24 protein-coding genes and 2 pseudogenes are annotated in these 23733 nt (G+C 67.3%); 20 read left to right on the top strand and 6 right to left on the bottom strand.

What is annotated here, in order from left to right:
• The first annotated feature begins 441 nt into the window (after nt 1-441).
• The 4 genes from ACIHFD_RS04175 to ACIHFD_RS04160 all read left to right on the top strand — a co-directional run bounded on the left by ACIHFD_RS04175 (nt 442) and on the right by ACIHFD_RS04160 (nt 3513).
• The gene (locus ACIHFD_RS04175; RefSeq protein ID WP_397365515.1) at nt 442-1050 is read left to right on the top strand and encodes a TetR family transcriptional regulator; all 609 of its coding nucleotides are present in this window, start codon (nt 442-444) and stop codon (nt 1048-1050) included.
• Between the two features lie 92 nt (nt 1051-1142).
• The gene (locus tag ACIHFD_RS04170) at nt 1143-1271 is read left to right on the top strand and encodes a hypothetical protein (protein ID WP_397365514.1); all 129 of its coding nucleotides are present in this window, start codon (nt 1143-1145) and stop codon (nt 1269-1271) included.
• Complete coding sequence (locus ACIHFD_RS04165) at nt 1268-2689, top strand: MDR family MFS transporter (protein ID WP_397365513.1); 1422 nt, start codon at nt 1268-1270, stop codon at nt 2687-2689. The genes ACIHFD_RS04170 and ACIHFD_RS04165 overlap by 4 nt, the downstream gene beginning before the upstream one ends.
• A 20-nt stretch (nt 2690-2709) precedes the next feature.
• On the top strand, nt 2710-3513 hold the full coding sequence (locus tag ACIHFD_RS04160; protein WP_397365512.1) for an alpha/beta fold hydrolase: 804 nt from the start codon (nt 2710-2712) through the stop codon (nt 3511-3513).
• A gap of 292 nt (nt 3514-3805) precedes the next feature.
• Here ACIHFD_RS04160 and ACIHFD_RS04155 read toward each other — a convergent pair whose 3' ends face one another.
• The 3 genes from ACIHFD_RS04155 to ACIHFD_RS04145 form a co-directional block, all read right to left on the bottom strand.
• A complete protein-coding gene (locus ACIHFD_RS04155; RefSeq protein WP_397365511.1) occupies nt 3806-4711 on the bottom strand; it encodes a sterol desaturase family protein in 906 nt (301 codons plus the stop codon).
• A gap of 53 nt (nt 4712-4764) precedes the next feature.
• Nucleotides 4765-5493 (bottom strand): helix-turn-helix transcriptional regulator, encoded by a 729-nt coding sequence (locus ACIHFD_RS04150; RefSeq protein WP_397365510.1) that lies wholly within the window; start codon nt 5491-5493, stop codon nt 4765-4767.
• A gap of 126 nt (nt 5494-5619) precedes the next feature.
• Nucleotides 5620-6195 carry a TetR/AcrR family transcriptional regulator gene (locus ACIHFD_RS04145; RefSeq protein WP_397365509.1) on the bottom strand — a complete coding sequence of 192 codons (576 nt, stop codon included), beginning with the start codon at nt 6193-6195 and terminating at the stop codon, nt 5620-5622.
• Nucleotides 6196-6270: 75 nt separating this feature from the next.
• Here ACIHFD_RS04145 and ACIHFD_RS04140 point away from each other — a divergent pair, with 75 nt between their 5' ends.
• The 6 genes from ACIHFD_RS04140 (at nt 6271) to ACIHFD_RS04115 (ending at nt 13600) form a co-directional block, all read left to right on the top strand.
• Nucleotides 6271-7224, top strand: coding sequence for an alpha/beta hydrolase (locus tag ACIHFD_RS04140; protein ID WP_397365508.1), 954 nt, complete (start codon nt 6271-6273; stop codon nt 7222-7224).
• 175 nt (nt 7225-7399) lie between these two features.
• Nucleotides 7400-7885 carry a hemerythrin domain-containing protein gene (locus ACIHFD_RS04135; RefSeq protein ID WP_397365507.1) on the top strand — a complete coding sequence of 162 codons (486 nt, stop codon included), beginning with the start codon at nt 7400-7402 and terminating at the stop codon, nt 7883-7885.
• Nucleotides 7886-8224: 339 nt separating this feature from the next.
• Nucleotides 8225-9451 (top strand): thiolase family protein, encoded by a 1227-nt coding sequence (locus ACIHFD_RS04130; protein ID WP_397365506.1) that lies wholly within the window; start codon nt 8225-8227, stop codon nt 9449-9451.
• Between the two features lie 3 nt (nt 9452-9454).
• Complete coding sequence (locus tag ACIHFD_RS04125) at nt 9455-11008, top strand: class I adenylate-forming enzyme family protein (protein ID WP_397365505.1); 1554 nt, start codon at nt 9455-9457, stop codon at nt 11006-11008.
• 27 nt (nt 11009-11035) lie between these two features.
• The gene (locus ACIHFD_RS04120) at nt 11036-11836 is read left to right on the top strand and encodes an SDR family NAD(P)-dependent oxidoreductase (protein ID WP_397365504.1); all 801 of its coding nucleotides are present in this window, start codon (nt 11036-11038) and stop codon (nt 11834-11836) included.
• A 372-nt stretch (nt 11837-12208) separates the two neighbouring features.
• Nucleotides 12209-13600 carry an LCP family protein gene (locus ACIHFD_RS04115; RefSeq protein WP_397365503.1) on the top strand — a complete coding sequence of 464 codons (1392 nt, stop codon included), beginning with the start codon at nt 12209-12211 and terminating at the stop codon, nt 13598-13600.
• Between the two features lie 300 nt (nt 13601-13900).
• Here ACIHFD_RS04115 and ACIHFD_RS04110 read toward each other — a convergent pair.
• Nucleotides 13901-14042: pseudogene (locus ACIHFD_RS04110) on the bottom strand (transposase); the annotation flags it as partial.
• A gap of 203 nt (nt 14043-14245) precedes the next feature.
• On the opposite strand from ACIHFD_RS04110, the pseudogene ACIHFD_RS04105 reads away from it, so the two are divergent.
• The 5 genes and pseudogenes from ACIHFD_RS04105 to ACIHFD_RS04085 all read left to right on the top strand — a co-directional run bounded on the left by ACIHFD_RS04105 (nt 14246) and on the right by ACIHFD_RS04085 (nt 16672).
• A pseudogene (locus ACIHFD_RS04105) lies at nt 14246-15005 on the top strand (transposase family protein).
• Nucleotides 15006-15021: 16 nt separating this feature from the next.
• A complete protein-coding gene (locus ACIHFD_RS04100) occupies nt 15022-15399 on the top strand; it encodes a hypothetical protein (protein WP_397365502.1) in 378 nt (125 codons plus the stop codon).
• A 165-nt stretch (nt 15400-15564) separates the two neighbouring features.
• Nucleotides 15565-15984: an RNA polymerase sigma factor gene (locus ACIHFD_RS04095; protein ID WP_397365501.1), complete on the top strand. Its 420-nt coding sequence runs from the start codon at nt 15565-15567 to the stop codon at nt 15982-15984.
• On the top strand, nt 15972-16124 hold the full coding sequence (locus ACIHFD_RS04090) for a sigma factor-like helix-turn-helix DNA-binding protein (RefSeq protein ID WP_397365500.1): 153 nt from the start codon (nt 15972-15974) through the stop codon (nt 16122-16124). The genes ACIHFD_RS04095 and ACIHFD_RS04090 overlap by 13 nt, the downstream gene beginning before the upstream one ends.
• A 200-nt stretch (nt 16125-16324) precedes the next feature.
• On the top strand, nt 16325-16672 hold the full coding sequence (locus ACIHFD_RS04085) for a hypothetical protein (RefSeq protein WP_397365499.1): 348 nt from the start codon (nt 16325-16327) through the stop codon (nt 16670-16672).
• 257 nt (nt 16673-16929) lie between these two features.
• Here ACIHFD_RS04085 and ACIHFD_RS04080 read toward each other — a convergent pair whose 3' ends face one another.
• On the bottom strand, nt 16930-17448 hold the full coding sequence (locus tag ACIHFD_RS04080; protein WP_397365498.1) for a GNAT family N-acetyltransferase: 519 nt from the start codon (nt 17446-17448) through the stop codon (nt 16930-16932).
• A 272-nt stretch (nt 17449-17720) separates the two neighbouring features.
• On the bottom strand, nt 17721-18644 hold the full coding sequence (locus ACIHFD_RS04075; protein ID WP_397365497.1) for a LysR substrate-binding domain-containing protein: 924 nt from the start codon (nt 18642-18644) through the stop codon (nt 17721-17723).
• A gap of 84 nt (nt 18645-18728) precedes the next feature.
• On the opposite strand from ACIHFD_RS04075, the gene ACIHFD_RS04070 reads away from it, so the two are divergent.
• Genes ACIHFD_RS04070 through ACIHFD_RS04050 form a run of 5 tightly spaced genes read left to right on the top strand, consistent with a single transcriptional unit; the run spans nt 18729 to nt 23719 of the window.
• Entirely contained in the window at nt 18729-20198 is a 1470-nt protein-coding gene (locus tag ACIHFD_RS04070) for a 2-hydroxymuconic semialdehyde dehydrogenase (protein ID WP_397365496.1), read from the top strand.
• Nucleotides 20195-20986, top strand: a complete 792-nt coding sequence (locus tag ACIHFD_RS04065) for a 2-keto-4-pentenoate hydratase (protein WP_397365495.1) — start codon at nt 20195-20197, stop codon at nt 20984-20986. Before ACIHFD_RS04070 ends, ACIHFD_RS04065 begins: the two co-directional genes overlap by 4 nt.
• Nucleotides 20983-21912: an acetaldehyde dehydrogenase (acetylating) gene (locus ACIHFD_RS04060; RefSeq protein ID WP_397365494.1), complete on the top strand. Its 930-nt coding sequence runs from the start codon at nt 20983-20985 to the stop codon at nt 21910-21912. The genes ACIHFD_RS04065 and ACIHFD_RS04060 overlap by 4 nt, the downstream gene beginning before the upstream one ends.
• Nucleotides 21906-22934, top strand: a complete 1029-nt coding sequence (gene dmpG / locus ACIHFD_RS04055) for a 4-hydroxy-2-oxovalerate aldolase (RefSeq protein ID WP_397365493.1) — start codon at nt 21906-21908, stop codon at nt 22932-22934. The genes ACIHFD_RS04060 and dmpG overlap by 7 nt, the downstream gene beginning before the upstream one ends.
• Entirely contained in the window at nt 22931-23719 is a 789-nt protein-coding gene (locus ACIHFD_RS04050) for a 2-keto-4-pentenoate hydratase (protein ID WP_397365492.1), read from the top strand. The genes dmpG and ACIHFD_RS04050 overlap by 4 nt, the downstream gene beginning before the upstream one ends.
• Nucleotides 23720-23733: the final 14 nt, after the last annotated feature.

Here is a 23733-nt window from a genome sequence, read left to right as displayed (position 1 = left end):
CTCCGCAGTGTTGAGCCGGTGCCGCATGCGCCAGGGGCCCGGACCGCGACCCCAGGTCAGGTCCCCGCTCCGATGCGCGCTGCTACGGAAGACGGGCACCGCGAGCTCGCAGCCACGCTGCACGCCGTCTCAGCCACTGTGCTGCTCGGGATACGTCAGCCTGCCGTTTGACCCTCGCGGGCGGGAGGCGCAGGCCCGACGCACCGGTATGGGGGCGGTACGCGTCGGTGGCTCGACTACCACGCAACACGATTCACCGACCAAGAGCGCGCATTCCCATGACGGGGGACTCGCCGAAGGTCGAGACCCCAGCCGCATTCGCATAGGTCAAGGCGATATGCGGCCATGGTTTCGCCAGGGACGGCGACATGCCGGGGCATCGGAGTATTTTTTCTGATCGCGCATCTTTTCTCGTTGCGCAAGATTGGCTATGCTTGTCGTATGGGGTTGAGAGAGCAGAAGAAGCGCGACACCCGGATCGCCCTCAGCTGGGCGGCGATCAGGCTCACTGTCGACCGCGGCTTCGACAACGTCAAAGTGGACGACATCGCCGCGGAGGTCGGCGTCTCGCCCCGCACGTTCAACAACTACTTCTCCAGCAAGGCCGAGGCGATCGCCGCCCGTCACTTCGAACGCGCGGCACGAATCGCGGACGAGCTGCGTGCCCGCCCGTCCGGAGAGCCTCTTTGGGAGGCGATCAGCAACGCGGTGCTCATCGGGGCACCGCTGGACACCAAGGCCGAGGACTCCCAGCCCGACGCCCGTTGGGTGAAAGGGGTCCGGCTGATGACCGAGCACCCGGCGCTGCGGGGTGAGTTCCTCAGGGCGGCCATGGCAGCCGAGGAGGAGCTGGCCGGCGCCGTGGCTGAGCGCACCGGCACCGACGTCGATCGCGACCTCTATCCCCGGTTGGTGGCGGGGACGGTCAGCACCGCCATCTCCGCCTCGACAGATCTGTGGTTGCGCATCAGCCCTCCCACGTCATACAGCGAGCTGCTCCGGGACGCGCTCGATCAAGTGACGAGGGGCCTTCCCGCTCCTACCGCCTAACAGCTCGACATCCACCTGACCAACCGGCGCGCTGCTGGTGGATCAGCCATGCGCAAATTCCCTGATTTTCCGATCTCTAATAAAGGATGGCCATGCCTGCCTACGTGATGTTCGCCGACAGCCCGACACACCTTCCCCAGTTCCGCACCGCGACCCTGGCCGCCTGCGTGGCTCCGCCCGCCGCCACCCGGCTGCTGACGAGGAAGAAGAGGAACTCATGAGAGCGTCCCAGAAGGACACGGCATCCCCGCGTGGTCTGACCGGGCTCATGGCTGCGGTGGTTCTCGGGGCGATCATGATGCAGCTGGACGCGACCATGACCAACATCGCGTACAACACGCTGCTCGGCGAGTTCCACACCTCGCTGTTGACCCTGCAGTGGATCGGCACCGGATACCTGCTGTCCATGACGGTGGTCATGGCGCTATCCGGATGGGCCTTGGACCGCTACGGCGGGCGGGTGATGTGGACCTTCTGCATCGCCGTGTTCCTCGCCGGGTCGGTGTTGTGCGGCATTGCGTGGTCGGCCGAGAGCTTGATTGTGTTCCGGGTCATCCAGGGACTCGGGGCCGGCATGGTCCTGCCGCTCGGTATGGCGCTGCTGGCTACGGCGGCGGGCCCCGATCGGCTTGGCAGGGCCATGGGCGTCATGGGAGTCCCCGCCGCTCTGGGACCGGTGCTCGGACCGGTGGCCGGCGGATTCCTCGTCAGTAACCTGGACTGGCGGTGGATCTTCTTCATCAACGTCCCGATCTGTGTGGCGGCCATCGTCGTCGCATGGAGGGTCGTACCGACGGACCGGTCCGCCCACCCAGCCCCGCTGGACGTGCTCGGCTTGTTGCTGCTCTCGCCTGCGTGCGCGGTCCTCGTCTACGGCCTCACCGAGGCCGGCCGGTACGGCGGTTTCACCAACCCGCGGGCCGCCCTTCCGCTCGCCGCGGGCGTCGTCCTGCTGGGCGGTTTCGTCGCGCACGCGCTGCGCCTGCGTGGTGAACCGATCCTCGACCTACGTCTGCTACGCATACGCAGCTTTCTGTCCTCCTCACTCGTACTGTTCCTCGGCGGCGTCGCGTTGTTCGGAGCCAGCGCGTTGCTTCCGCTCTACTTCCAGCAGGCGCGCGGGTACGACGCGATGGGGGCCGGCCTGCTGCTGATCCCTCAGGGCGTCGGTATGGGTCTCTCACTGTTCCTGTCCGGACGGCTGTCCGAGCGATTCAGCCCTCGCGTGCTGGTACTTGTCGGACTCACCCTCACCATCGCGGGCAGCTTCATCCTCACCCAACTCGACCCGCACACCGGCGAGTTCGTGATTGGTGCCGCGCTGCTGTTCAGCGGCGGCGGAATCGGGGCGGTGATGGCGCCGGCGATGACCGCCGCACTGCGCGACATCGAAGGCGTGGACATTTCCCGCGCCAGCGCAGCCAACCGGATCCTCATGCAGCTCGGCGCCTCCTTCGGCAGCGCGGTGCTGCTGATCGCCCTGCAAGACAACCTCAATCAGCTCGCGGGAGCAGCCAACCCAGACCCGGCCGGCGCCTACGCGCACGCCTTCTGGTGGATTCTCGCGTTCGCCGCCGCCGCCATGCCGTTCGCCTTCGCCATGCCGGGGCGCACCCGGGACCGGCAGCTTCTCCGCTAATTCCAGAAAGGACATCACAGATGGACATCGCTACCAGCACCGTGCACACCGAGGGCGCGGACATCGTCTACGACTACCAGGGCAACGGTCCCCTGCTGCTGCTGATCCCCGGCGGTGGCGGACACGCGACCCAGTACCACCGTCTGATGAACGTGCTGGCCGATCGGTACACCGTGGTCACTTACGACCGGAGAGGCAATTCCCGCAGCGTCGCCGACACCGAAGCCGACCTGGACATGGCGCAGCAGGCGCGGGACGCAGCCGCGGTCATCAAAGCCATGGGAGACGACAAGGCCCTCATGTTCGGCAACAGCGGCGGCGCCAACATCGCCCTGGAACTCGCCGCCAACCATCCGGAGATGATCGAGGCGTTGGTGGTGCACGAGGGGCCGACCCTGCTCATTTTGCCGGACGCGGACACGTGTCTGGCCTGGGCCGAGCGAGCACACAAGACCTACCTCACCGACGGCGCCGTGGCGGCGATGGAGGTCTTCAACGAGTGCCTGGTCGGCTTCGACCCGCTCCCTCCCACGAACGCCATGCCCAACGCGGACTTCTTCATGGCGAGGGAGTATCTGCAGATCAGCACCTATCGGCCGAACTTCGACGCCATCCGCCGCAGCCGGATACCGGTGGCCGCCGCGGCCGGACACGACAGCGGGAACGCCTACTACGCGCGTGCCGCCCGCCTCCACGCCGACCTTCTCGGCTGCGAGTACGTCGAGTTCCCGGGCAACCATCTGGCCTTCGTCTTCGACCCGCCGGCCTTCGCCGCCGCCCTCACCGACCTGCTGCACAAGCTGGTGAGCGGCCGGGTCGAGTAGTCCCGTCCGCATGGTTGCGGCCGACGCCGGACACTGCGGCCGGCCGCAACCAGGGTGGGCATCGACACCGCCGGACGCACTCGCCACGGTTTCATCGGCCAGCCTGTACCGGCTACGTTCACCGATGAACGGGCGCCGAGATCGTCTTCGACGCCATGGGCGGGCCGGTCCCGCACGAGCTGGCACTGGCGGTAGCGTCGGCGGTCGACGGCGGGAATCGAGGCTGTCGGTGGCGGGACTTGGGTCCACGGCCATCCTGGAGGGCAGGACGCCCCTCAACTCGTGGACGCGATCACCTTACCGGTTGCTCCTGGGCCTCGGGCTCGTGGTTGACGGGCGGGGCGTGGCAGGCGCCGGAAGCCTTGAACGGCTCCGCCAGCTGGGCCAGGTAGTTGACCGGGTAGTCGGGCTTGGCGGCCATGCCGAGCACCTCCGAGGTGAAGCGCCGTTCCGGGTCGTAGGAGTACGTGCCGAGCAGGTGGTCCCAGACGAGTGTGAACAGCCCGAAGTTGACGTCGCCGACGCCCGCCCACTTCAGGTGGTGGAAGCGGTGCCCCTCGTTGAGCGCGAGCACGCGCGTGAGCGGACCGACCCGGTAGTCGGCGTTGGAGTGCTGCAGCAGGAGTTGGACGGCTACGGCCAGGGCGAGTACGGAGGCGACCTGGACGGGCATGCCGATCAGCAGCAAGGGAGCGACACCGGCGCTCATCTCCAGGGTCTGGTGCAAGGGGTGCTTCATCAGCCCGTTCAGGCCGTAGAAGCGCTTGACGGAGTGATGGACGGCGTGGAAACGCCACAGCAAGCCGATCTTGTGGCTGACGTAGTGCACCAGCGTGATCCCGGCGTCGGCGATGAAGACGGCCAGCAGGACCTGGGTGACGAACGGCCAGGTGCCGGGCCACAGTCCGGCCGCCGGGACAAGAGCGGCCAGCAGCGGGATGATCGCCACGCTGACCAGGATGAGGCTTTCGTTGACGAAGCTGTGGGCGGCGTCGCGGCCGACGTCGCCCTGGGAGGCGCTCCACGAGGCCTCGTACGGCAGGACACGCTCGGCGGCGAACGAGCAGCTGACCGCCACCAGAAGCAGGCCCAGCAGCCAGAGCTTGGACGCGCCGACGGCGGTCAGCCAGACGGCGGTCCCGTTGACGCCGACAAGCATGAACGGCGCGTAACCGTATCGGATCAAGATGCGGTGCATGCCCCAAGCGTCGCGGGACGCGTCCCTCCGTGGCTTGGACGGATCCGCTGACCTCAGTGCTGTCGCACGGCCTGCACCAGGCGGGAAGGCGCCAGCCCGAACATCTCATGGCAGACCCGGGTCAGGTGGGAGCTGTCGGCGAAGCCGGCGCCGTGCGCGGCTTCGGTGAGGTTGGCACCGTCACGTGCGAGTTCCATGGCCCGGCGCAGCCGCGTCCAGCGCAGATAGGTGGGGAAGGACAAGCCGAGCTCGGCGGTGAACAGATGTCCCAGCCGGCTGGGCGACAGACCGGCTGCCACGGCCAGGTCGGTGAGCCGGACCGGGCCGGGGATCATCCGTGGCAGCACTTCCAATGCGGCTGTCAGTCCGGGGTTGGGCCGAGTGGGGGAGACGCCCCAGCCCTCGACGAGCGCTGCCGGTGCTTCCGTCCGCGGCATGTCATGGGCGGCGGCGATCCAGGTGTCCAGCCGTTCGCGCCGGGCGCCAGAGAGCCTGGCTGCCAGGTGGCGACCTGGAGCGCTGTCCGGGTCGAGATAGATCATGGTGGCGAGGGCACCCGCATCGCCGTGCAGGGCGTGCGGGGTGCGGGTGGGGATGATCGCGGTCCGGACCGGCCGGCGGATGCCGCGGGCGTCGTACAGTTCGACGCGGCCCGCGATGACGATGAGGACCTGCACTGCCGCGTGGGCGTGGGCGCCGGTGGTGCCCACCGTGCCGGTGAAGGCGAGCCAGCCGGGTTGCAGCATGGTGCTGCCCCGCCACGTGTCGGTGGGCGTGGTCACGGTAGCGCTTCGCCGGAGGTGGCTTGCGGCGGCTTGGTCGCCTGCTCGATGGTCACGTGATCCAGGCTGCCGTACTACCCGGGAGCTGCTGTTCCCGGGCTCGGGACCGTCGGTTCGACAGGCGGTCTAGGTCTGACCGGCACCGTCGGAGAAGTACGCCAGAACCATCTCGACCAGTGCATCGACGTCGGCGTCGACCATCGGCTCGCCGGTCATGCCCATCCGGTGGAGCAAGGTTCCGACGACGACGTCGATGAAGAAGAGGACTCGGCTCTCCGGCTCGCCGAGCGCTTCCTGGAGCGCGATCCGATACGGGTCCTGCAACCGCCTGGACAGCACTTCGCGCAGGTCCGGATCGCTGACGGCGTCACTGAACACTCCTGCGAACGCGTCGCCCACCCCGGGCTCGCCGATCTTCGCCGCGATCCAGCGGACCGCTGACGACATGAGCTCAGTTCGGCTGGAGCCCTCCAGCGGCACCGGGCCGAACGCGTCAAGCAGGCAGTCCACGATCAGCGCGCCCTTCGACGGCCAGCGGCGGTAGATCGTCGTCTTCGCGACGCCGGCCGCGGCGGCGATGCGGTCGACGGTGGCACGCGCGTAGCCGAGCTCGTGGACCGTGCTCAGTGTCGTGGCGAAGACCACGTCGTTGACGCCGGAGCGCGGGCGACCGGGTGGTCTGGCGGATGTGGTCGAGGTCATGCCCACACGATACCCATTTGCGCTACCTTAGGTATCGATACTTCAGGTAGTGAAACTGTCTGACGAGGAGAAGACATGAGTGAGGTCACCGATACGGAGTCGCGGCAGGCCCGGGGCGGGGAGCCGGACTGGTTGGCGATGACAGCCGAGGAACTGATCGCTTACCGCGACGCGGAGAATCGCAGACGGGCGTCCCCTGAGGCGCAGGCGATCACCGGGGTTCCGGATCCCGGCGCCGCGATCCAGTGGCAGGAGGTGGCGCTGCCCGGCCGCGAGCTTCCGGTCCGGGTGTACCGGCCGTCATCCGGGCGCGACGACCTGCCACTGGTGCTCCACGTGCACGGAGGCGGATTCGTGGGCACGGCGGTGCAGTGCGACTGGGTCAACAGCCATCTCGCCGCCCAACTGCCCGCGGTCGTCGTCTCGGTCGAGCACCGCCTCCTCGACCAGGAGACCCCGCTGTCGGCGGCCGTCGACGACGGCTGGGACGTCCTCCAGCACGTGGTTCAGCACGCCGTACAGTGGGGAGTCAACCCGGCGCGGACCGCGGTCTTCGGCGAGAGTTGCGGGGCGTTGATCAATGCCCTGGCCGCGATCCGGGCCAAGGAGGCCGGTCTGCACCTGCGGGCGCAGGTGCTGGTCAATCCCGCTGTCGATGTGACCGAGACGATGTTCGACCACGACTCGTTCACCGAGCACGCCCATACCCCGACCCTGACCGTGCCGGTGTTGCGACTGTTCCAGCGGCTCGCCGTTCCACCGGGAACCGTCACGCGCGCGCTCTCGCCGCTGTATGCCGACAACCTGACCGGGCTGGCCCCAGCGCTGGTGGTGGTGCCGACCCACGACCCGGTGGCCGATCACGGCCGCGCTTACGCCGAACGACTGCGAGCGGCCGGGACGCCCGCGCGGCTCACCGAATATCCCGGAGCTGGGCACGCGTTCCTCAGCATGCCGGGCGTGGCGCCCCAGGCTGAGGCCGCGCGGACGGAGATCCTCGTGTACCTCCGAGGGGCCCTCTCCGAGTGACGACTCCCGGCCTGCCGGTTTGTGTTCGACATCGTTGCCGCCACGCGAGCTAACCCCGGGTTGATCGACACAGCCGGTGGGCCGACCCGGGAATGGTCATTTGCTCCACTATGGGCGCCCACTCAGCCACCTCCGAAACCGAAACCAACCCACCTACAACGTAAGGAACCCTCCGATGCCCAACCAGTCGCACACCGCCACCACCGCCGACCACTCCCGGCTGACCGCCTTCGGCGACCATCTGATCGCCCTTCACGACGATCTTCGCCGCGACATCGCCGCCCTGCGGGAGGACGCATCACGGCTGCCTGCCGACGGCGATAGTCCCGACCCGCTTGTCCTGCCCGAGCGGCTTCACAGCCACTGCCTGTCCTTCTGCGAGGCCCTGGACGCCCACCACACCACGGAAGATCAGTCGATCTTCCCCTTCCTGGCCCAGGAACATCCCGAACTGTCCGAGGTGCTGGACCGCCTGACCTCCGACCACCGCACCATGGCGACCCTCCTGACCGACCTCCGCAAGGTCGCCGCAACCCCCTCCGCCCCCGACTTCCACGCCAATCTGGAACGCCTGTCGGTCGAACTCCTCACCCACCTCGACCGGGAGGAGCACTACCTCGTCCCGACCCTCAACTCCCTGACGCACTTTCCCGAACACTGACGTGCCCCCGGCTCGCCGCACGGCTGCAGCAGCCCCTACATGAGCAAGCTCAGGCCAGGATGAAGCGAGGTCTCGCGAGACGTCCCGCCATCCGCCCACATCGCCACCGCAAGAGTTCAACCCGGTCTGCGACAAAGCCACCGACTACGCGCTGCGCCTGCTGCAGGGGAGCGCATCGAGCCAGTTCCAGCCAGTGGCGCGGCGCCTTCCACGAGTCACAGGCGATCCCTGTCCGCCGACGTGTCCCAGCGCCAGATCGCCGAACCTGCCGCCCCACGCCGCACCCCGACCGACCAGGAGTCTGCCGGACGGCAACTCCCAGAACTGATGAGGAAGACCATGACAACCCCCGTCTGGATCGCCGGTGTCGGAATGACGCCGTTCGGCAGGCATTCCGGAAGGAGCGTCAGCGACCTCACTCGCTGGGCCATCACCGATGCGCTGCGGGACTGCGGCGCCACCGTCGGTGCCTTGGACGCCGCGTTCTTCGGCACCGCCACCCAAGGCGCGCTCGAAGGCCAGCACATGATCTCGGGGCAGATCGCTCTGCGTGCGATGGGCATCCAGGGGATCCCGGTCGTGAACGTCGAGAACGCCTGTGCCACCGGCGCCTCCGCGTTCGCGCTCGCCGTGAACCAGATCCGGGCCGGAGCCGCCGAGATCGCGCTGGCGATCGGGGTAGAACGGATGAACGTCGATGACCCCGAGCGGACCATGTCGGTCTTCGACGGCGCCTACGACGTGGCCGATCCCGCCGCTCTCACGCGGACCTTGCTGGACCTCGGCGGTGAGGTCGATGAACCGGGCCTTGGGCATCGCTCGATCTTCATGGACATCTACGCCGCGGTCGCGCGCAACCACATGCGCCTCTTCGGCACGACCCAGGAGCAGATCGCGGCGGTCGCGGCCAAGAACCACGATCACGCGGCCGCGAACCCGCGAGCGCACTACCGCAAGCCGATGACGGTGGCGGGCGTGCTGGCGGCGCGGAGGCTGTCGTACCCGCTCACCGTCCCGATGTGCGCGCCGATCACCGACGGGGCCGCCGCGGTCATCGTGTGCAGCGAGGCCGGGCTCCGGCGGTTGGGTGCGCCGAAACGGGTCGAGGTTCTCGCCAGCGTGATCGGCACCGGGACGGATCGGGACACGGGCACCTTCGAGGGGCACCTGAGCCGCTCGGTCTCCGCACGTGCCTACGAACAGGCGGGAGTCGGCCCGGACGACATCGACGTGGCCGAGGTCCACGACGCCACGGCCTTCGGCGAGGTCCTCCAAACCGAGATGCTCGGCCTCGTTCCACCCGGCGAGGGCGGTCCGGCGGCCCTGCGGGGCGAGACCACCCTCGGCGGCAGGATCCCGGTGAACCCCTCCGGCGGCCTGGAGTCCAAGGGGCACCCCATCGGAGCGAGCGGGCTCGGCCAGCTCTTCGAGCTCACCGAACAGCTGCGCGAGACCGCCGGTCCCCGCCAGGTGGACGGGGCCCGGATCGCCCTCGCCGAGAACGGCGGGGGTTTCCACCGCGGCGAGGAGGCCGTCACCTCCGTGATCATCCTCGGGAGGGCCTGAGCAATGGCCGTCATCGACTTCTTCGACCGTGGTCGGGCGATCAACCCGACCGGCGTCGCCTACCAGGCCGGCGGCGAGGTGTGGACCTTTGACGACGCCGGCGCGCTGTCGTGCCGGATCGCTCACGCGCTGCTGAGCGCGGGAGTGCGGCGTGAGTCGAAGATCGCCGTTCTGTCCCCGAACGCCCCGCTGGCATGGATCTGCGTGCTCGGGGCATGGCGCGCCGGCGCGGCGTGGGTCCCCTTGAACCCTGCCAACCCGGTGCGGGAGAACATCCGGCTGCTGCAGCGCTTCGACGTGGAGGTCCTCTTCTACCACCCCGATCTCGCCCACCAGGTAGCGGAGATGAAGTCCGCGTCGTCGGGGGTCGGCCTCTACGTGGCCCTGGCAGCGGGGACTGACGACGCCGCCCTGCAGGACTGGACCGCCGACCAGCCGGACACGCCACCGTCTGTCCCGTTCGCCATGGACGACGTGGTCGCCGTGACGCCGACCGGCGGTACGACCGGGGAGCCGAAGGGGGTGATGAACACCCACCGCAGCCTGTCAGTGATGGTCGCCCACCAGATGATGGCGCTGACCTATCCCGCAGGCGCACCCGTCGTCAACCTCGCCGCGGCACCGATGACACACACGGCCGGACTTCTCAGCCTGCAGACCACCGCGCGTGGCGGCACGGTCGTCATCGTCTCGCGCGCGACGCCGGATAGCGTCCTCGACGCCATCGAACGCCATGGGATCACGGAACTGTTCCTCCCCCCAACAGTGATCTACCGCCTCCTCGAGGCGCTGGAGCACCGGACCGCGGACACCTCGTCCCTGCGCTACCTGGTGTACGGCGCGGCACCGATGTCGACCGAGAAGCTCCGCGCCGGCATCGACCGGCTCGGGCCGGTCCTCCTGGGAGGCTACGGACAGACGGAGGCCATCGCGGCGATCTCGTTCTTGCGGCCCGACGAGCACCTGATCGACGGCGAGGTGGCGCCGGAGGAGCGGCTGAGCTCGTGCGGACGCCCCTACCCGCTGGTCACGGTGGCGATCCTCGACGAGGACGGTGCGAAGGTGCCGCAGGGGCGGACGGGCGAGATCTGCGTCCGGGGCGACCTGGTGATGAAGGGCTACTACAAGGATCCCGAGCGCACCGCGGAGACCGTCATCGACGGATGGCTGCACACCGGCGATCTCGGGCATCTCGACGCCGAGGGCTACCTCCACATCACCGACCGGAAGAAGGACCTCATCATCTCGGGCGGCTTCAACGTCTACCCCAGCGAGGTCGAGCAGGTGATCTGGAGCCATTTCGCGGTGCAGGACTGCGCTGTGGTCGGCGCTCCCCATCCCGACTGGGGCGAGGCCGTGACGGCCGTGGTCGAGCTCAAGGCTGGACAGCACGTCGGGGAAGCAGAGCTGATCGCCCTCTGCCGCGACCAACTCGGCCCGATCCGGGCGCCCAAGAAGGTCGTCTTCACTGACCAGCTCCCGCGCAGCAGCAACGGCAAGGTCCTGAAGCGGGAGGTCCGCGAAGCGTTCTGGGCGGACGCCCGCAAGAGAATTTGAGACACCATGAAAGAACTGAGGAGCACCATGACCGAACTGACGGGCAAGGTCGCACTCGTCGTCGGCGCGGGCTGCGTCGGCGAAGGGATAGGCAACGGCCGCGCGACTGCGCTGACGTTCGCCCGCGAGGGCGCCACCGTGATCTGCGCCGACATCAACCTCTCATCGGCCCATGAGACCGTCCGTCTGATCCGGGCCGAGGGCGGTGCCGCCGACGCATTGGAGCTCGACGTCACCAAGGAGTCGCAGGTCCGCGCCGTCGTCGATGCCGTCGTCAAGGAACACGGGCGCCTCGACGTGCTCGACAACAACGTCGGCATCGGAACCGTCGGCGGCGTCACCCAACTCGACGAGGCCGACTGGGACCGGGTCCTGGCGGTCAACCTCAAGGGCGCGTTCCTGACGATGAAGCACGTCATCCCCCAGATGGTCGATCAGGGTGGCGGCTCCATAGTCAACATCTCCTCGGTCACCGGGATCCGCTGGAGCGGCGTGCCGTACGCGAGCTACTACGCCAGCAAGGCCGGGCTCAACCACCTGACCCGGATGACTGCGAGGGAGTTCGCCCACCACCAGGTCCGGGTGAACGCGGTGCTCCCCGGCCTGATGAAAACGCCGATGGTGGCCACCGCGATGCTCGCCGACGCGTACAACAGCGCTGACATCGAGGCCATGTGGGCAAAGCGGGACGCCCAGGTACCGATGGGCCACATGGGCACGGCGTGGGACGTGGCGGAGGCAGCCCTGTTCCTGGCCGGCGACCGGTCGAAGTACATCACCGGGATCGAGCTCGTCGTAGACGGAGGGATCGCGCTCGGCTTCGCATGAGCTGTGGCCCTCGGCCGCAGAGGTCCATCCACCGGTGGGCGGAAGGTGGTGGGCACCACCGACATGGACGCCACCATCATGACCCGATGCGTGCCATTAGGTTAGTTCACCCCTTCCGCCAGGAGCGCAACCCATGACCTGGGCAAACATATCCACCCTGCCCTCGAAATCCACATTATCGGTCGAAATAGGCAAGGGCGCCGCGACCGCCCGGTTGCTTTGCTACGTATCGGGCGATCCGATCGCATTAGTATGCGTCGGGGGCTGAGCATGGGCAACCGGGGGCATGGCACCCACGGTAAGATCGGCACCCAAAGTGTGGCGTCGGCGTCGCGCATCCACTGGGCGTACTGGGCTTCTAGTGTCGTTACGGTGATCGTGGTGCTGGCCGCGCTGGCGGCCTACTTCTACTATCGGTCGCTGGAGTCTGGGCTGCGCCGCGAGGATGTCACCGCTGCGTTAGGCGAGGAGAGGCCGCCGGAGACGGGTGCGCTGAACGTGCTGTTGGTCGGCTCGGACTCGCGCAACGGTGACAACCGCAAGTATGGCGCGACCACCGTCGGTGCGGGAGAACGCAGCGACACGCTGATGCTGCTGCATATCTCGCCCGACCGGGACAAAGCCACCATCATTAGCTTCCCCCGCGACCTGATGGCCACTATCCCGGCTTGCGATCGTCGGAATGGTCCAATCGCCTCCGGGCTGCGGCAGATCAACTCCGCCTTCAACGACGGGGGCATCGCCTGCGCAATGCGGACGGTGGAGTCGCTGACCAGGCTGCGCATGGACCACTTCGTCAAGGTCGATTTCACCGGGTTCAAGGCCATCATCGACGCCCTCGAGGGCATCCCAATCTGCCTGCCCAAGCCGGTCAACGACCCCAAAGCAAAGTTCGTGCTGGGCGCTGGAAAGCATGTCGTGAACGGCGAGCAGGCCCTGGGGTATGTGCGTGCGCGATACAGCCTTGGCGATGGCAGCGACCTGTCCCGGATCAAGCGACAGCAGATCTTCCTGACGCAGGTGGCCAAGAAGGTGACCGACGGCGGCCTGCTCACTGATCCAGGCAAGCTGAACGCTTTCCTGCAGGCCGCAGTCAAGGCCATCACAGTGGACAAGGAGCTGACCTTGGACGAGATGCTGGAGATCGGCCGCAGCGTCAAGGGCATGAGCCTAAGTGCACTGAAAGGCATCACCGTGCCAGTGACTGCCTACACCGAGGACAAGAACCGCGTGCAGTTGGCCCAACCGGCGGCAGAAGCTCTCTTCGCCCGGCTGCGCGCTGACGTTGAAGTCTCCAACACATCCCCATCTGGCGTCGCTGCAGCCAGGCCGACGGCGCCCGTCCTGGCCCATGACCAGATCCGGCTTCAGGTGCTCAACGGCTCCGGCAAGGTGGGGATGGCCAAGCAAGCGGCAGACGAACTGGCCACCCAGGGTTTCTCCGTAATCTCCACCGGTAACGCACCTCAGGTCGTCGTCACCCAGATCCGTTACGGCAAGCGCGTCGATCAGGGCGCGGCGGCGGCCGAACAGGTGGCGGCCCGGCTGAGCAAGGACAAGCGCACTCCGATAGCGGGCCCGGTCAAGCCGACCAGCAGCGAGCCGTACCGGATGGCAACGCCGCCCCCGGGGGAGGCCAAGGCCGGGCCGCTGGTCCAACTGGTGATCGGCGCCGACTGGCCGGGGGTGCGGGTGGTCTCGGTGGTTCCGGACTCGATGAAGGACAAGACGGTCAGCTCGGCAACCAGCCCATGCACAAGCTGATCATGATCACCCATCACGAAGTCACGAGTTGATCAAGCCTGGAATCCAAGGTTGGATCTTGTCGGTACTTCTGGCGAAAGACCTGCTTCGTGCGGATATGTCACTAGTACGCAAGGAGAGGCGCGATTGGGGCGGAAGCGTACCGTCGTCGCCGCAGGGGTTCTGGCCGAGCTGGGGTCGCATCCAGGATCGTGGTGCATGGGATTTGCCTAAATCCTCTTCGACTAGCAATAGCATCATTAGTCACATTGACGTCACCAGCGTCTTCTCGTGCTTTCTCGGCGGCTTTGCGGCAGTCGACGAGGATTTCCGGGCCGAGAGGACGCCGGCCTTCGGTCCACTCGTCGTGCTGCTTGGCCAGCACCACGCCGACCAGCCGGATGATGGCATCGCCGTGCGGGAAGACGCCGACCACGTCGGTGCGGCGGCGGATCCCCTTGTTCGGCTTCAACTCAGCAGAGCTTCACGCGAGAGCCGTTTTGCACCACGCCGGGGGGACATAACGCCTGGCGGGGCCACTGAGTGTTTTCCAACCTGAAACCGCAGGTCGAGGGTATGCCGTGCAGGAGAACTTGATCGACAAGTAGAGGAGCCCCTGATAGAAGGGTTGTCGACCAAGATCAACCTTTATCCAGGGGCTCCGAGTTGCTCTTCTACCGTGCCGCGCTGCCGTTGTCACCTCAGACCCTGTCCTACCTGTCCGGCATCCTGCGCCGGCATCGTAAGGTGATCGGCTCGCCATGGCGCCGCCTCAACCCCGGCCAGCAGGCCCTGTTCGTCCTCGTCCACCTGCGCAAAGGCGAGACGCTGGCGGAGGCCGCGGCGGGCTTCGGTGTCGGCATCGCGACTGCCTGGCGCTACATCCGCGAGGCCATCTCCCGCTCGCCCGCCGCTCGCCCCGCCTGGATGTGGTCTTACGTGCGGCCAAGCGCGCGGGCTACCCCTATCTGGTACTGGCACCCTCATCGCGATCGACCGAGTGGCCGCCGACCGGCCCTACTACTCCGGCAAGCACAAGAAGCACGGCATGAACATCCAGGTCCTGGCCACACCCGACGGCGCACCCTTGAGGACTTCCGGTTCCCTGCCCGGCTCGGTCCACGACCTCGCAGCCGCCCGGATCTGGGGCATCCTGCGCCGTCTGAAGGCTGCCGATCTGTTCACTCTGGCCGACAAGGGTTACGTCGGTGCTGGTGAGCACGTGCGCGTGCCGTACAAGGGCCGTAACAAGCCCGCCTCACAGAAGGCCGCCAACGCCGCCCACGCCAAGCTCCGCGGACCAGGCGAACGGGCCAATGCGCAGTTGAAGACCTGGCGTATTCTGCGCAAACTCCGCTGCTGCCCTCTTCTGGCAGGTCAGCTCGTCAAAGCGATCCTTGTGCTTCAGGTCCGCGAAGTGGGATGAAGTGCCAGATAAAGACATGACCACCAACAAGGTGCTGGATGACGCGGTGCTCGCCGTACAGCGCGACATGGACGCGACCGGTATGGCCGGACGGCTCGGCTTCGACACCCCGGAGTGGGACGACCACGGATACCTGCGCGTCGAGTACAAGGGGCGATACTCCAGCCACGGATTGCATGCCAGCGAAGAACATGAACCGGTTGCCACCCTTGCGCTGATCGCTGATCTCGCCCAGGCAGTGATCGCCGAGCAGGATTGGAAAGCCTGGCCGATCTGCCCGGCACACTCCCTTGGGTTGTATCCAGAACAGACGGGTGGGGCGGCGCTCTGGAGATGCAAAGGTGGTGGCGGGCACACGGTAGCCGCGATCGGGGAGCTGAAGCGATGGGTTTGACCACCCCGGCGCGCGCCTGATCACCTGCGCCATCAGGGTGGAAAAGCCTCACTCTACGAACAACGCGGGCCCCGATCGAGCGCAGCCGTGAGGACAGGAGCCGCGAACACTCTTGGAACGATCGGCAAAAAAGGCGCGATAGATTTGCGCCGGGGAAGGCGACCGATGACACCCAACGCGATGGCGAGAGAGACTGACACCGCGCTCATCGAATGCTCCTTACAACAGCCGGAATGCTTCGCCGCGCTGTTCCACCGCCATAATTCGCCGATTCACGGCTACGCCGAGCGGCGACTGTCGCGCCCGCTGGTCGATGACATTGCCGCTGAGACGTACCTGATCGCGTTCGACCGCCGCGATACCTGTGACCTGTCCCGGTCGGACGTCCGGCCCTGGCTGTACGGGATCGCCTCGAACCTGACCTCTCACCACCATCGAACCGAGATCCGGCCCCGGACGTTGGCCAGGATGCGAGGGAAGCCGGTGAGGACCGCGCCGAGCGGGTTGAGGACTCGCTTGACGCCTTCGCCGCTCGAGGTCGGCCGGCTGAGTCGCCGGTCGGGGACCGGGACGTGCTGCTGCTGATCGCCTGGGCCGAGCGGACCTCCGACGAAGGCGGCAGGGCGCTCGGTGTCACGGCGGGTACGGTCCGTTCGCGGCTGCACCGTGCCCGCACGAGGATCCGCGCCGTGCTGGATCCGGTGCTCACCAGGAAGGAGTGTTGATCACGGGCGAATACCCGCAGGCTGATCTGGGGGCGCTGCGTCAGGCAAGGCCACAGCCCGCCCCGCCATCGCCTGATTCCCATACCGCCGCCGGGGACGCGCTTCTCCGGCGGGCCGCGGCGACGGCGGCACGGCGAGCCGGTCGCGTTCGCCTGCCCAGGGCGGGCCGGCGGGCTGTCACGATCGGCATGCTCGCTGCCATGATCTCCGCGGTCACGCTGTTGATCAACCCCGCAGGAGTCGAGGCGCCGCGCCCTGTCGTGCCCGGAATGGCGATGCCGGCCGGCAATGCGCGGGCGTTGCTCGGCCGGGCGGCCGAGGCAGCTGGGAACCGGGCGTTCACCGCCCCCCGGCCTGGCCAGTGGGCCTACATCGAAATGCGCATGCAGGGCGTCGGGACCACACTCATCATGACCGTCCCGTCCCGTAGCAGGCTGTACTACCAGCAGCTCCCCGCCAAGATCGGGACCGCCAACCCCGGCACTGACCCCATCTTCGTCACCACCGACGACCTTGTCCAGCCACAACAGGTACGTCACCCAGCATGACTGGCAGGCCATCCCTGGATGCGGCAGGTCTTCATCCCGGTCGGCGTCTGCCGGCTCAACCTGCATGAGGCCTGGTGACGCATCTCCCGACGGCGCGTCATCGCCGGGCGCTGCTTCGTCGGCCCCGACGACATCGACCACGCCATCCGCATCGCCACCATCGAGTTCAACGCCCAGGCCAAGCCCTGGGGCCGAGGGCGTCCACCGCCGCCACTGCGGCGCCGCCGTTTCTTCCACTTCCTTTGAGGAACGCAGCGCTAAGGCTTCTCGTCGAGATCCGAGCGGATCATGCTGTAGAGCACGCCGTCATGCCACTGGCCGGCGCGGAAGCCACAGCCGCGCAGGACGCCCTCTCGCGTGAACCCTGACTTCTCCAGCGCCCGCTGCTCCGCCAGGTTGGTGATCTCCGTGGACGCCTCGATCCTGTTGGCCACCGAGTGGTCGAACAAGTAGCGCACGAGCAGTCGGTGCGCCTGGGTGCCATGCCCCTGGCCGCGTTGCTCCGGCGCCACGATCAGCCCCATCGACCAGTAGTAGCTGGCACGGTTGGCGACCTGCTTGCCCCACGACACGAAGCCGACTCTGTCGTCGCCGTTCGCGATGATCAGAATGCCGCCGTCGTCGCTCAGCATCCCGTTGTCCTGCCAGCGCTCGCGCATGCGGTGGGGATTTTGGAAGCCGTACCACTGGAACTCGCCCGTACTGTCGGGATCGCTCGTGAGCCGGTGAAGGAAGGGCAGATCGTCCTCTTCGACCGAGCGTAGGCGTGCTGTCATGATCGGGACACTAGCCGATGTATGGACCGCTTGAGGCGGGGTCCCTGGAGCGGCGGATCCTCACCGGGTCCAGCCGAGATGATGACAGACCAGCCATGTGTCGATCGCGAAAAGAAGGCGATGCCGACCATCTCACCGATGAGAGGCATCTACACGGATGCCTTGGTGACGGTGAGACCTGCGCGGCGCTGACCGCTCGAGATCTGCGGCGGAAGCCCGATCTCGAGCGGTGCCGGCGATGGTATGGGGTGATCGTACGGGTGCGGCGCGTGTCAGTGTTCCAGGTCCCTGGCTGCATAGCGCAGGTGCTGGAGCAAGGTTCCCGCAGCGGGAACGAGAGGAAGGCCGGCAAGCACCGTGACCCCGATGGATCTACTGATCGACCCCAGGCCGGTATCGAGAAGGGCGAGCCGGTCGTCGCTCTTCGCGATCAGGGAGGGCAGCGCGGCGATCCGGTCCGTCGACATGAGCAGTTCGCGGACGAGGGGCATCGAGGTGCACTCCACGATGTCCTGCGGCACGGCGGCGCCGTCATGGAGGAACGCCTCCTCCAATTCGGCACGCAGGGCAGTCTGTTCCACCGGCAGGATCCACGGGAACTTGGTCAGATCCGCCAGTCGCGGGCGGCTGAGGTTCTGTGCCGGGTGCCCTGTGCGGGTGACGAGCAGGATCGGCTCGACATACAGCCGCTCCTGGTGCAGCCCAGCCGGTGCCGTCGCCCGGAGCCGGCCGACGGCCATGTCGGTCTCGCCGGCGAGCAGGGCGTTGTAGAGGAGATCGGGCGTCGCCTCCTGCACCTCGACGGTGAGTCTCGGGTGCTCCGCCTTGAGGCTCGTGATCGCATGCGGGAGCAGGACATTGGACCCGGCGAGGTGGGTCCCGACCCGAACCCTCCCGACATCCGCGTGGATCAGCAGGTCGATCTGGCCGCCGGCCTGGCGCAGTTGGGCGAGGATCGTGCGCGCGTGCGTGACGAAACTGCTCCCATAGATCGTCGGGGTAACGCCTCGCGGGCCACGCTGGAACAACGACACCCCGAGAATCTCCTCCACCTCTCGCAGTCCTCGCGTGATCACCGGCTGGGTGACATGCAGCGCCTTGGACGCGGAGATGAGGGTGCCGTGGTCAGCGATGGTCGTCACCAAGGTGAGATGACGGATCTTGAGCCGGCCGTCCAGAAGCTTGTCAGAGAGCATGCCAGCAAGATATGCGCATATAGACATAGCGAAGGTGACAACTGGCATTAGACGGGCATAGGTCGCGGACCTAACGTCGAGGCTATGCCAACCACTCGGCCGCCGGAGCTGTTGTGCTTCGTCGACGGCACGTTCGTATCCGGTACGGCGTCGTTCGACAAGATCGACCCGGTAGACGGCTCACTCGCCGCCACGGTGCATGAGGCGGGACGGGACACGGTCGACGCTGCCGTAGCCGCTGCGCGCAAGGCGATGCAGGGCGCGTGGGGCCAGACCTCGGTCAGCGCGCGCGTCCAACTGCTGCGGCGAATTGCCGATCGCATCGAGGACCGCTTCGACGACCTGGTGGCCGCCGAGGTACGCGACACCGGCAAGCCCGAGTCACTGGTCCGCGAACTCGATGTCGCCCGCGCGGCGATGAACTTCCGGGCATTCGCGGACGTAGTGGGATCGTCCGGCATCGAATCCTTCCTCACCGATGTTCCCGGCGGGCGTAAGGCGCTCAACTACGCGATCAACAAGCCCCTTGGCGTGGTCGCCGTGATAGTGCCGTGGAACCTTCCGCTCTTGCTGCTGACCTGGAAGGTCGCCCCGGCACTCGCATGCGGGAACGCCGTGGTGGTCAAGCCGTCGGAGGAAACCCCATCCAGCGCGACCCTGCTGGCCGAAATCATGATCGAGGCGGGAGCGCCCGACGGCGTCTACAACGTCGTCCACGGGTTCGGCCCCGGGTCGGTCGGTGAGTATCTCACTACTCACCCCGGCATCGACGGCGTGACCTTTACCGGCGAAACCGCCACCGGGTCGGCCATCATGCGCGCCGTATCCCCACATGTGCGCCCGGTCTCCTTCGAACTGGGCGGCAAGAACGCCGCCGTGGTCTTCGCCGACGCAGATCTCGAAGCCGCCATCGCCGGGTTGTCGCGCTCGGTGTTCCTCAACACCGGCCAGGTCTGTCTGTGCACCGAGCGGGTCTACGTCGAGCGTTCGGTGTTCGACGACGTCGCCTCCGGCCTCGCCCAGCAGGCTCGTGCCCTGAAGCTGGGCCGACCGGCGGACCCCGAGACGACGACCGGACCCCTGATCTCCCACGCTCACCGGCAGAAGGTCCGCTCCTACCTCGACCTCGCGGTCCAGGAAGGCGCAGAGGTGGTGGCCGGCGGCGGGGTCCCGGATCTGGGGGCCGAGCTCTCGGGTGGCGCTTGGATCGAGCCGACGCTGTGGACCGGGCTCGACAACACCCATCGCGTCCTCCGAGAGGAGGTCTTCGGCCCAGTGGCCGCTCTTGTCCCCTTCGACACCGAACAAGAGGCGATCCGGCTGGCGAACGACACGGCTTACGGTCTCGCGGCCAGCTTGTGGACGCAGAACATCGAGCGCGGACACCGGGTCGCGCAAGCGATGCGGGTCGGAATGGCCTGGGTCAACACGTGGTACCTGCGGGACCTTCGCTCACCGTTCGGGGGTATCGGTCTGTCGGGGATCGGCCGCGAGGGCGGGGTGCACTCGCTGCACTTCTACACCGAGCCGACGAATGTGTGCGTTCAGTTGTGAACGCTTTCCAGACTGCTGCCGAGCGGCTCATCCAGGCGGATGCCTCGCACACCCCCTGCGAGCCCCTTCGCGACCTGATCGGAGAGGCCGACCAGATCGCCGCCTACCGCGTGCAGGAGATGGTCACCCAGGCCCGGCTCGATGCGGGTCGCCGCATCGTCGGCCGTAAGATCGGCTTGACCTCCCGCGCAGTGCAGGCCCAGCTCGGAGTGGGAAGCCCCGACCACGGTGCCCTCCTCGACGACATGGCCTACGCCGATCGGGAACCCATCCCGCTCAGTCGTTTCCTCCAGCCCCGAGTGGAGGCCGAGGTCGCCTTCGTACTCGATCGCGACCTCGACGTCGAGATGGCCAACGTCGCAGACGTGATTCGTGCGACCGCTTTCGTCCTTCCCGCGATAGAGGTGGTGGATTCGCGCATCACTGACTGGGACATCAGGGTCACGGACACGATCGCCGACAACGCCTCGGGGGGAGCCTTCGTGCTCGGCACGACCCCGCGGGCGCTGAGCGAGGTCGATCTGCCCGCCATCGGCATGGCGATCGAGACGGCTGATCAGGTGGTTTCCACCGGAGCCGGCGTGGCCTGCCTCGGCAGCCCGGTCGCCGCAGTGGTGTGGCTGGCCCGAGCGCTGGCCACCCAGGAGACGCCGCTCCGGGCGGGCGACGTGATCCTGTCCGGAGCCCTCGGCCCGGTCGTGCCTGTCACGACACCGGGAAGTTTCTGCGCGCGGCTGTCCGGTCTGGGACAGGTCAGCGCCGTCTTTACACAAGGAGAAGACGCATGACGGTCGCAGTGGCCATCATCGGCTCCGGCAACATCGGCTCGGACCTCATGGTCAAAGTCAGTCGCCTGTCCAAGGAGTTGCACGTCGCCGCGATGGCCGGCATCGACGAGGCCTCCGACGGCCTGGCCCGGGCCCGGCGGCTCGGGATCGCGACCACGCACGAAGGCGTCGACGGTCTGGCGCGGATGCCGGAGTTCGAAGAGGTCAAGATTGTTTTCGACGCGACCTCGGCAGGCGCGCACAAGCACAACTACGAGGTCGTACGGGCGCACGGCAAGACCATGATCGACCTTACCCCTGCCGCAATCGGCCCGTACGTCGTGCCCCCGGTCAACCTGGACATGAACCTCGAGGCCGACAACCTCAACATGGTGACCTGCGGTGGACAGGCGACGGTGCCCATCGTCGCCGCGGTTTCCGCCACGACTCCGGTGGCGTACGGGGAGATCGTCGCGTCCATCGCCTCGAGGTCGGCCGGACCGGGCACACGGGCCAACATCGACGAGTTCACCGAGACCACATCGGCCGCGATCGAGAAGATCGGCGGGGCCGAACGCGGCAAAGCGATCATCGTGCTCAACCCGGCGGAACCGCCGCTGGTCATGCGCGACACGGTGTTCTGCCTGGTCGAGGAGGCTGACGAGCGGGCGATCAGCGAGTCTGTCGAGGCGATGGTCGCCGAAGTGCAGACCTACGTTCCCGGCTACCGGCTCAAACGGGCGGTGCAATTCGACGCCGTGGAACACGCATTCGTGCCCGCGCTGGGCCGCCCTTTCAAGGGCACGAGAGTGTCGGTGTTTCTCGAGGTCGCCGGAGCCGGCCACTATCTTCCCGACTACGCGGGCAACCTCGACATCATGACCTCGGCCGCGATGCGGACCGCGGAGCATCTGGTATCGCGACGGAGGAAGGCAAGGGCGTGGTGACCAGCCGGAAGGATGTCTACATCCAGGATGTCACCTTGCGTGATGGCATGCATGCTGTAGGCCATCAGTACTCGGTGGAACAGCTTGCGGCGACCGCGGCGGCACTCGACGCCGCCGGCGTCGATGCGATAGAGGTGGCGCACGGCGACGGGCTCGGTGGATCGTCCGTGGTCTACGGCCATGGTGCTCACACCGACTGGGAGTGGATCGAGGCTGCTGCCGGCGTCGTGCGGAATGCCAGGCTGACCAGCCTGTTGTTGCCGGGAATCGGACGGATAGAGGATCTCAAGCGCGCCCGCGACCTGGGCGTCGTCAGCGTCCGCGTCGCCACGCACTGCACGGAGGCGGATGTCGCCGCCCAGCACATCGCCTGGGCCCGTGAGCATGACATGGATGTCTCCGGCTTTCTGATGATGAGCCATCTCAATTCGCCCGAAGGCCTGGCTCAGCAGGCGAAACTCATGGAGTCCTACGGCGCCCACTGTGTCTATGTCACCGATTCCGGCGGCCGACTCACGACGGCTGACATGGCCGATCGCGTGCGTGCGTATCGGGACGTCCTGCTCCCGGAGACCGAGATCGGGGTCCATGCCCACGAGAACCTCTCACTGAGCGTCGCGAACAGCGTGGCCGCCGTCGAGAACGGCGCGGTACGGGTCGACACCTCGCTGGCCGGGCAGGGAGCGGGCGCGGGCAACTGCCCTCTCGAGGCGTTCGTCGCGGTGGCCGATCTCCTGAACTGGGAGCACGGGTGCGATCTGTTCGCACTGCAGGACGCCGCGGAGGGTCTCGTCCGGCCGCTCCAGGCTCGTCCGGTCCGCGTCGACCGCGAGACTCTGACCTTGGGCTATGCCGGTGCGTACTCCAGCTTCCTGCTCCACGCCGAAAGGGCCGCCGAACGCTATGGTCTCGACGCCCGCGCAATCCTGCTGGAGGTCGGTCGCCGTCAGTTGGTCGGCGGCCAGGAAGACATGATCACGGATGTGGCGCTCGACCTGCTCGCGAAGGAGTCCGTGTCGTGACGATCCCACTACAGGACCTGGCGGCCCGCCTGGACGACGCCGTGCTGAACGCTACCGCCATCCGTCAGCTGACCACCGATGTCGAGCTTACCCTCGAGGAGGCCTACGCCGTGCAGCGGGCCGGCGTCGCCCTGCGCGCCGAGCGCGCCGACTGCCCGGTCGGTGTCAAGCTCGGGTTCACCAGCAAGGCCAAAGCGGCGCAAATGGGCGTCTCAGACGTGATCCTCGGCACGCTCACGGAGTCCATGCAGGTGGAGGACGGAGGCACTCTCGACTGCGCACGTCTGATCCACCCGCGGATCGAGCCCGAGGTCGCGTTCCGGCTCGGCCGTGATGTCGATCCCGACGACCCGGCATCGGACCCGCTCATCGCCACGACAGAGGTCGCACCGGCTGTGGAGGTCATTGACAGCCGCTATCGGAACTTCACCTTCAGCCTCCAGGACGTCGTCGCGGACAACGCCTCTGCCGCGGGTTTCGCCCTCGGCCCCTGGCGCACCCTGCATGAAGTGCGTGACGACCTTGCGAACACGGCAGTCGTACTCGAGATCGACGGTCACATCGCGGAGACCGGCTCCACAGCCGCGATCCTCGGCGATCCGCTCCGAGCGCTGGCAGCCGTGAAACGCCTCGCCCGCCGACACCGGCTGGCCCTGCCAGCGGGGACGATCATCCTGGCCGGTGCGGCCACGGCAGCGGCCCCGCTGCAGGCCGGCTCCGTCATCCGGGCAACCGTTGCCGGCTTGGGGCAAGTGACCATGAGAACGGACAAGCGCCTTGGTTGAGTCGAAGGTGGTTG

This window comes from Nonomuraea sp. NPDC051941, assembly GCF_044593615.1.
Note: the sequence above shows the minus strand (reverse complement) of the source record. Positions and strands in the feature narration are given on the sequence as shown.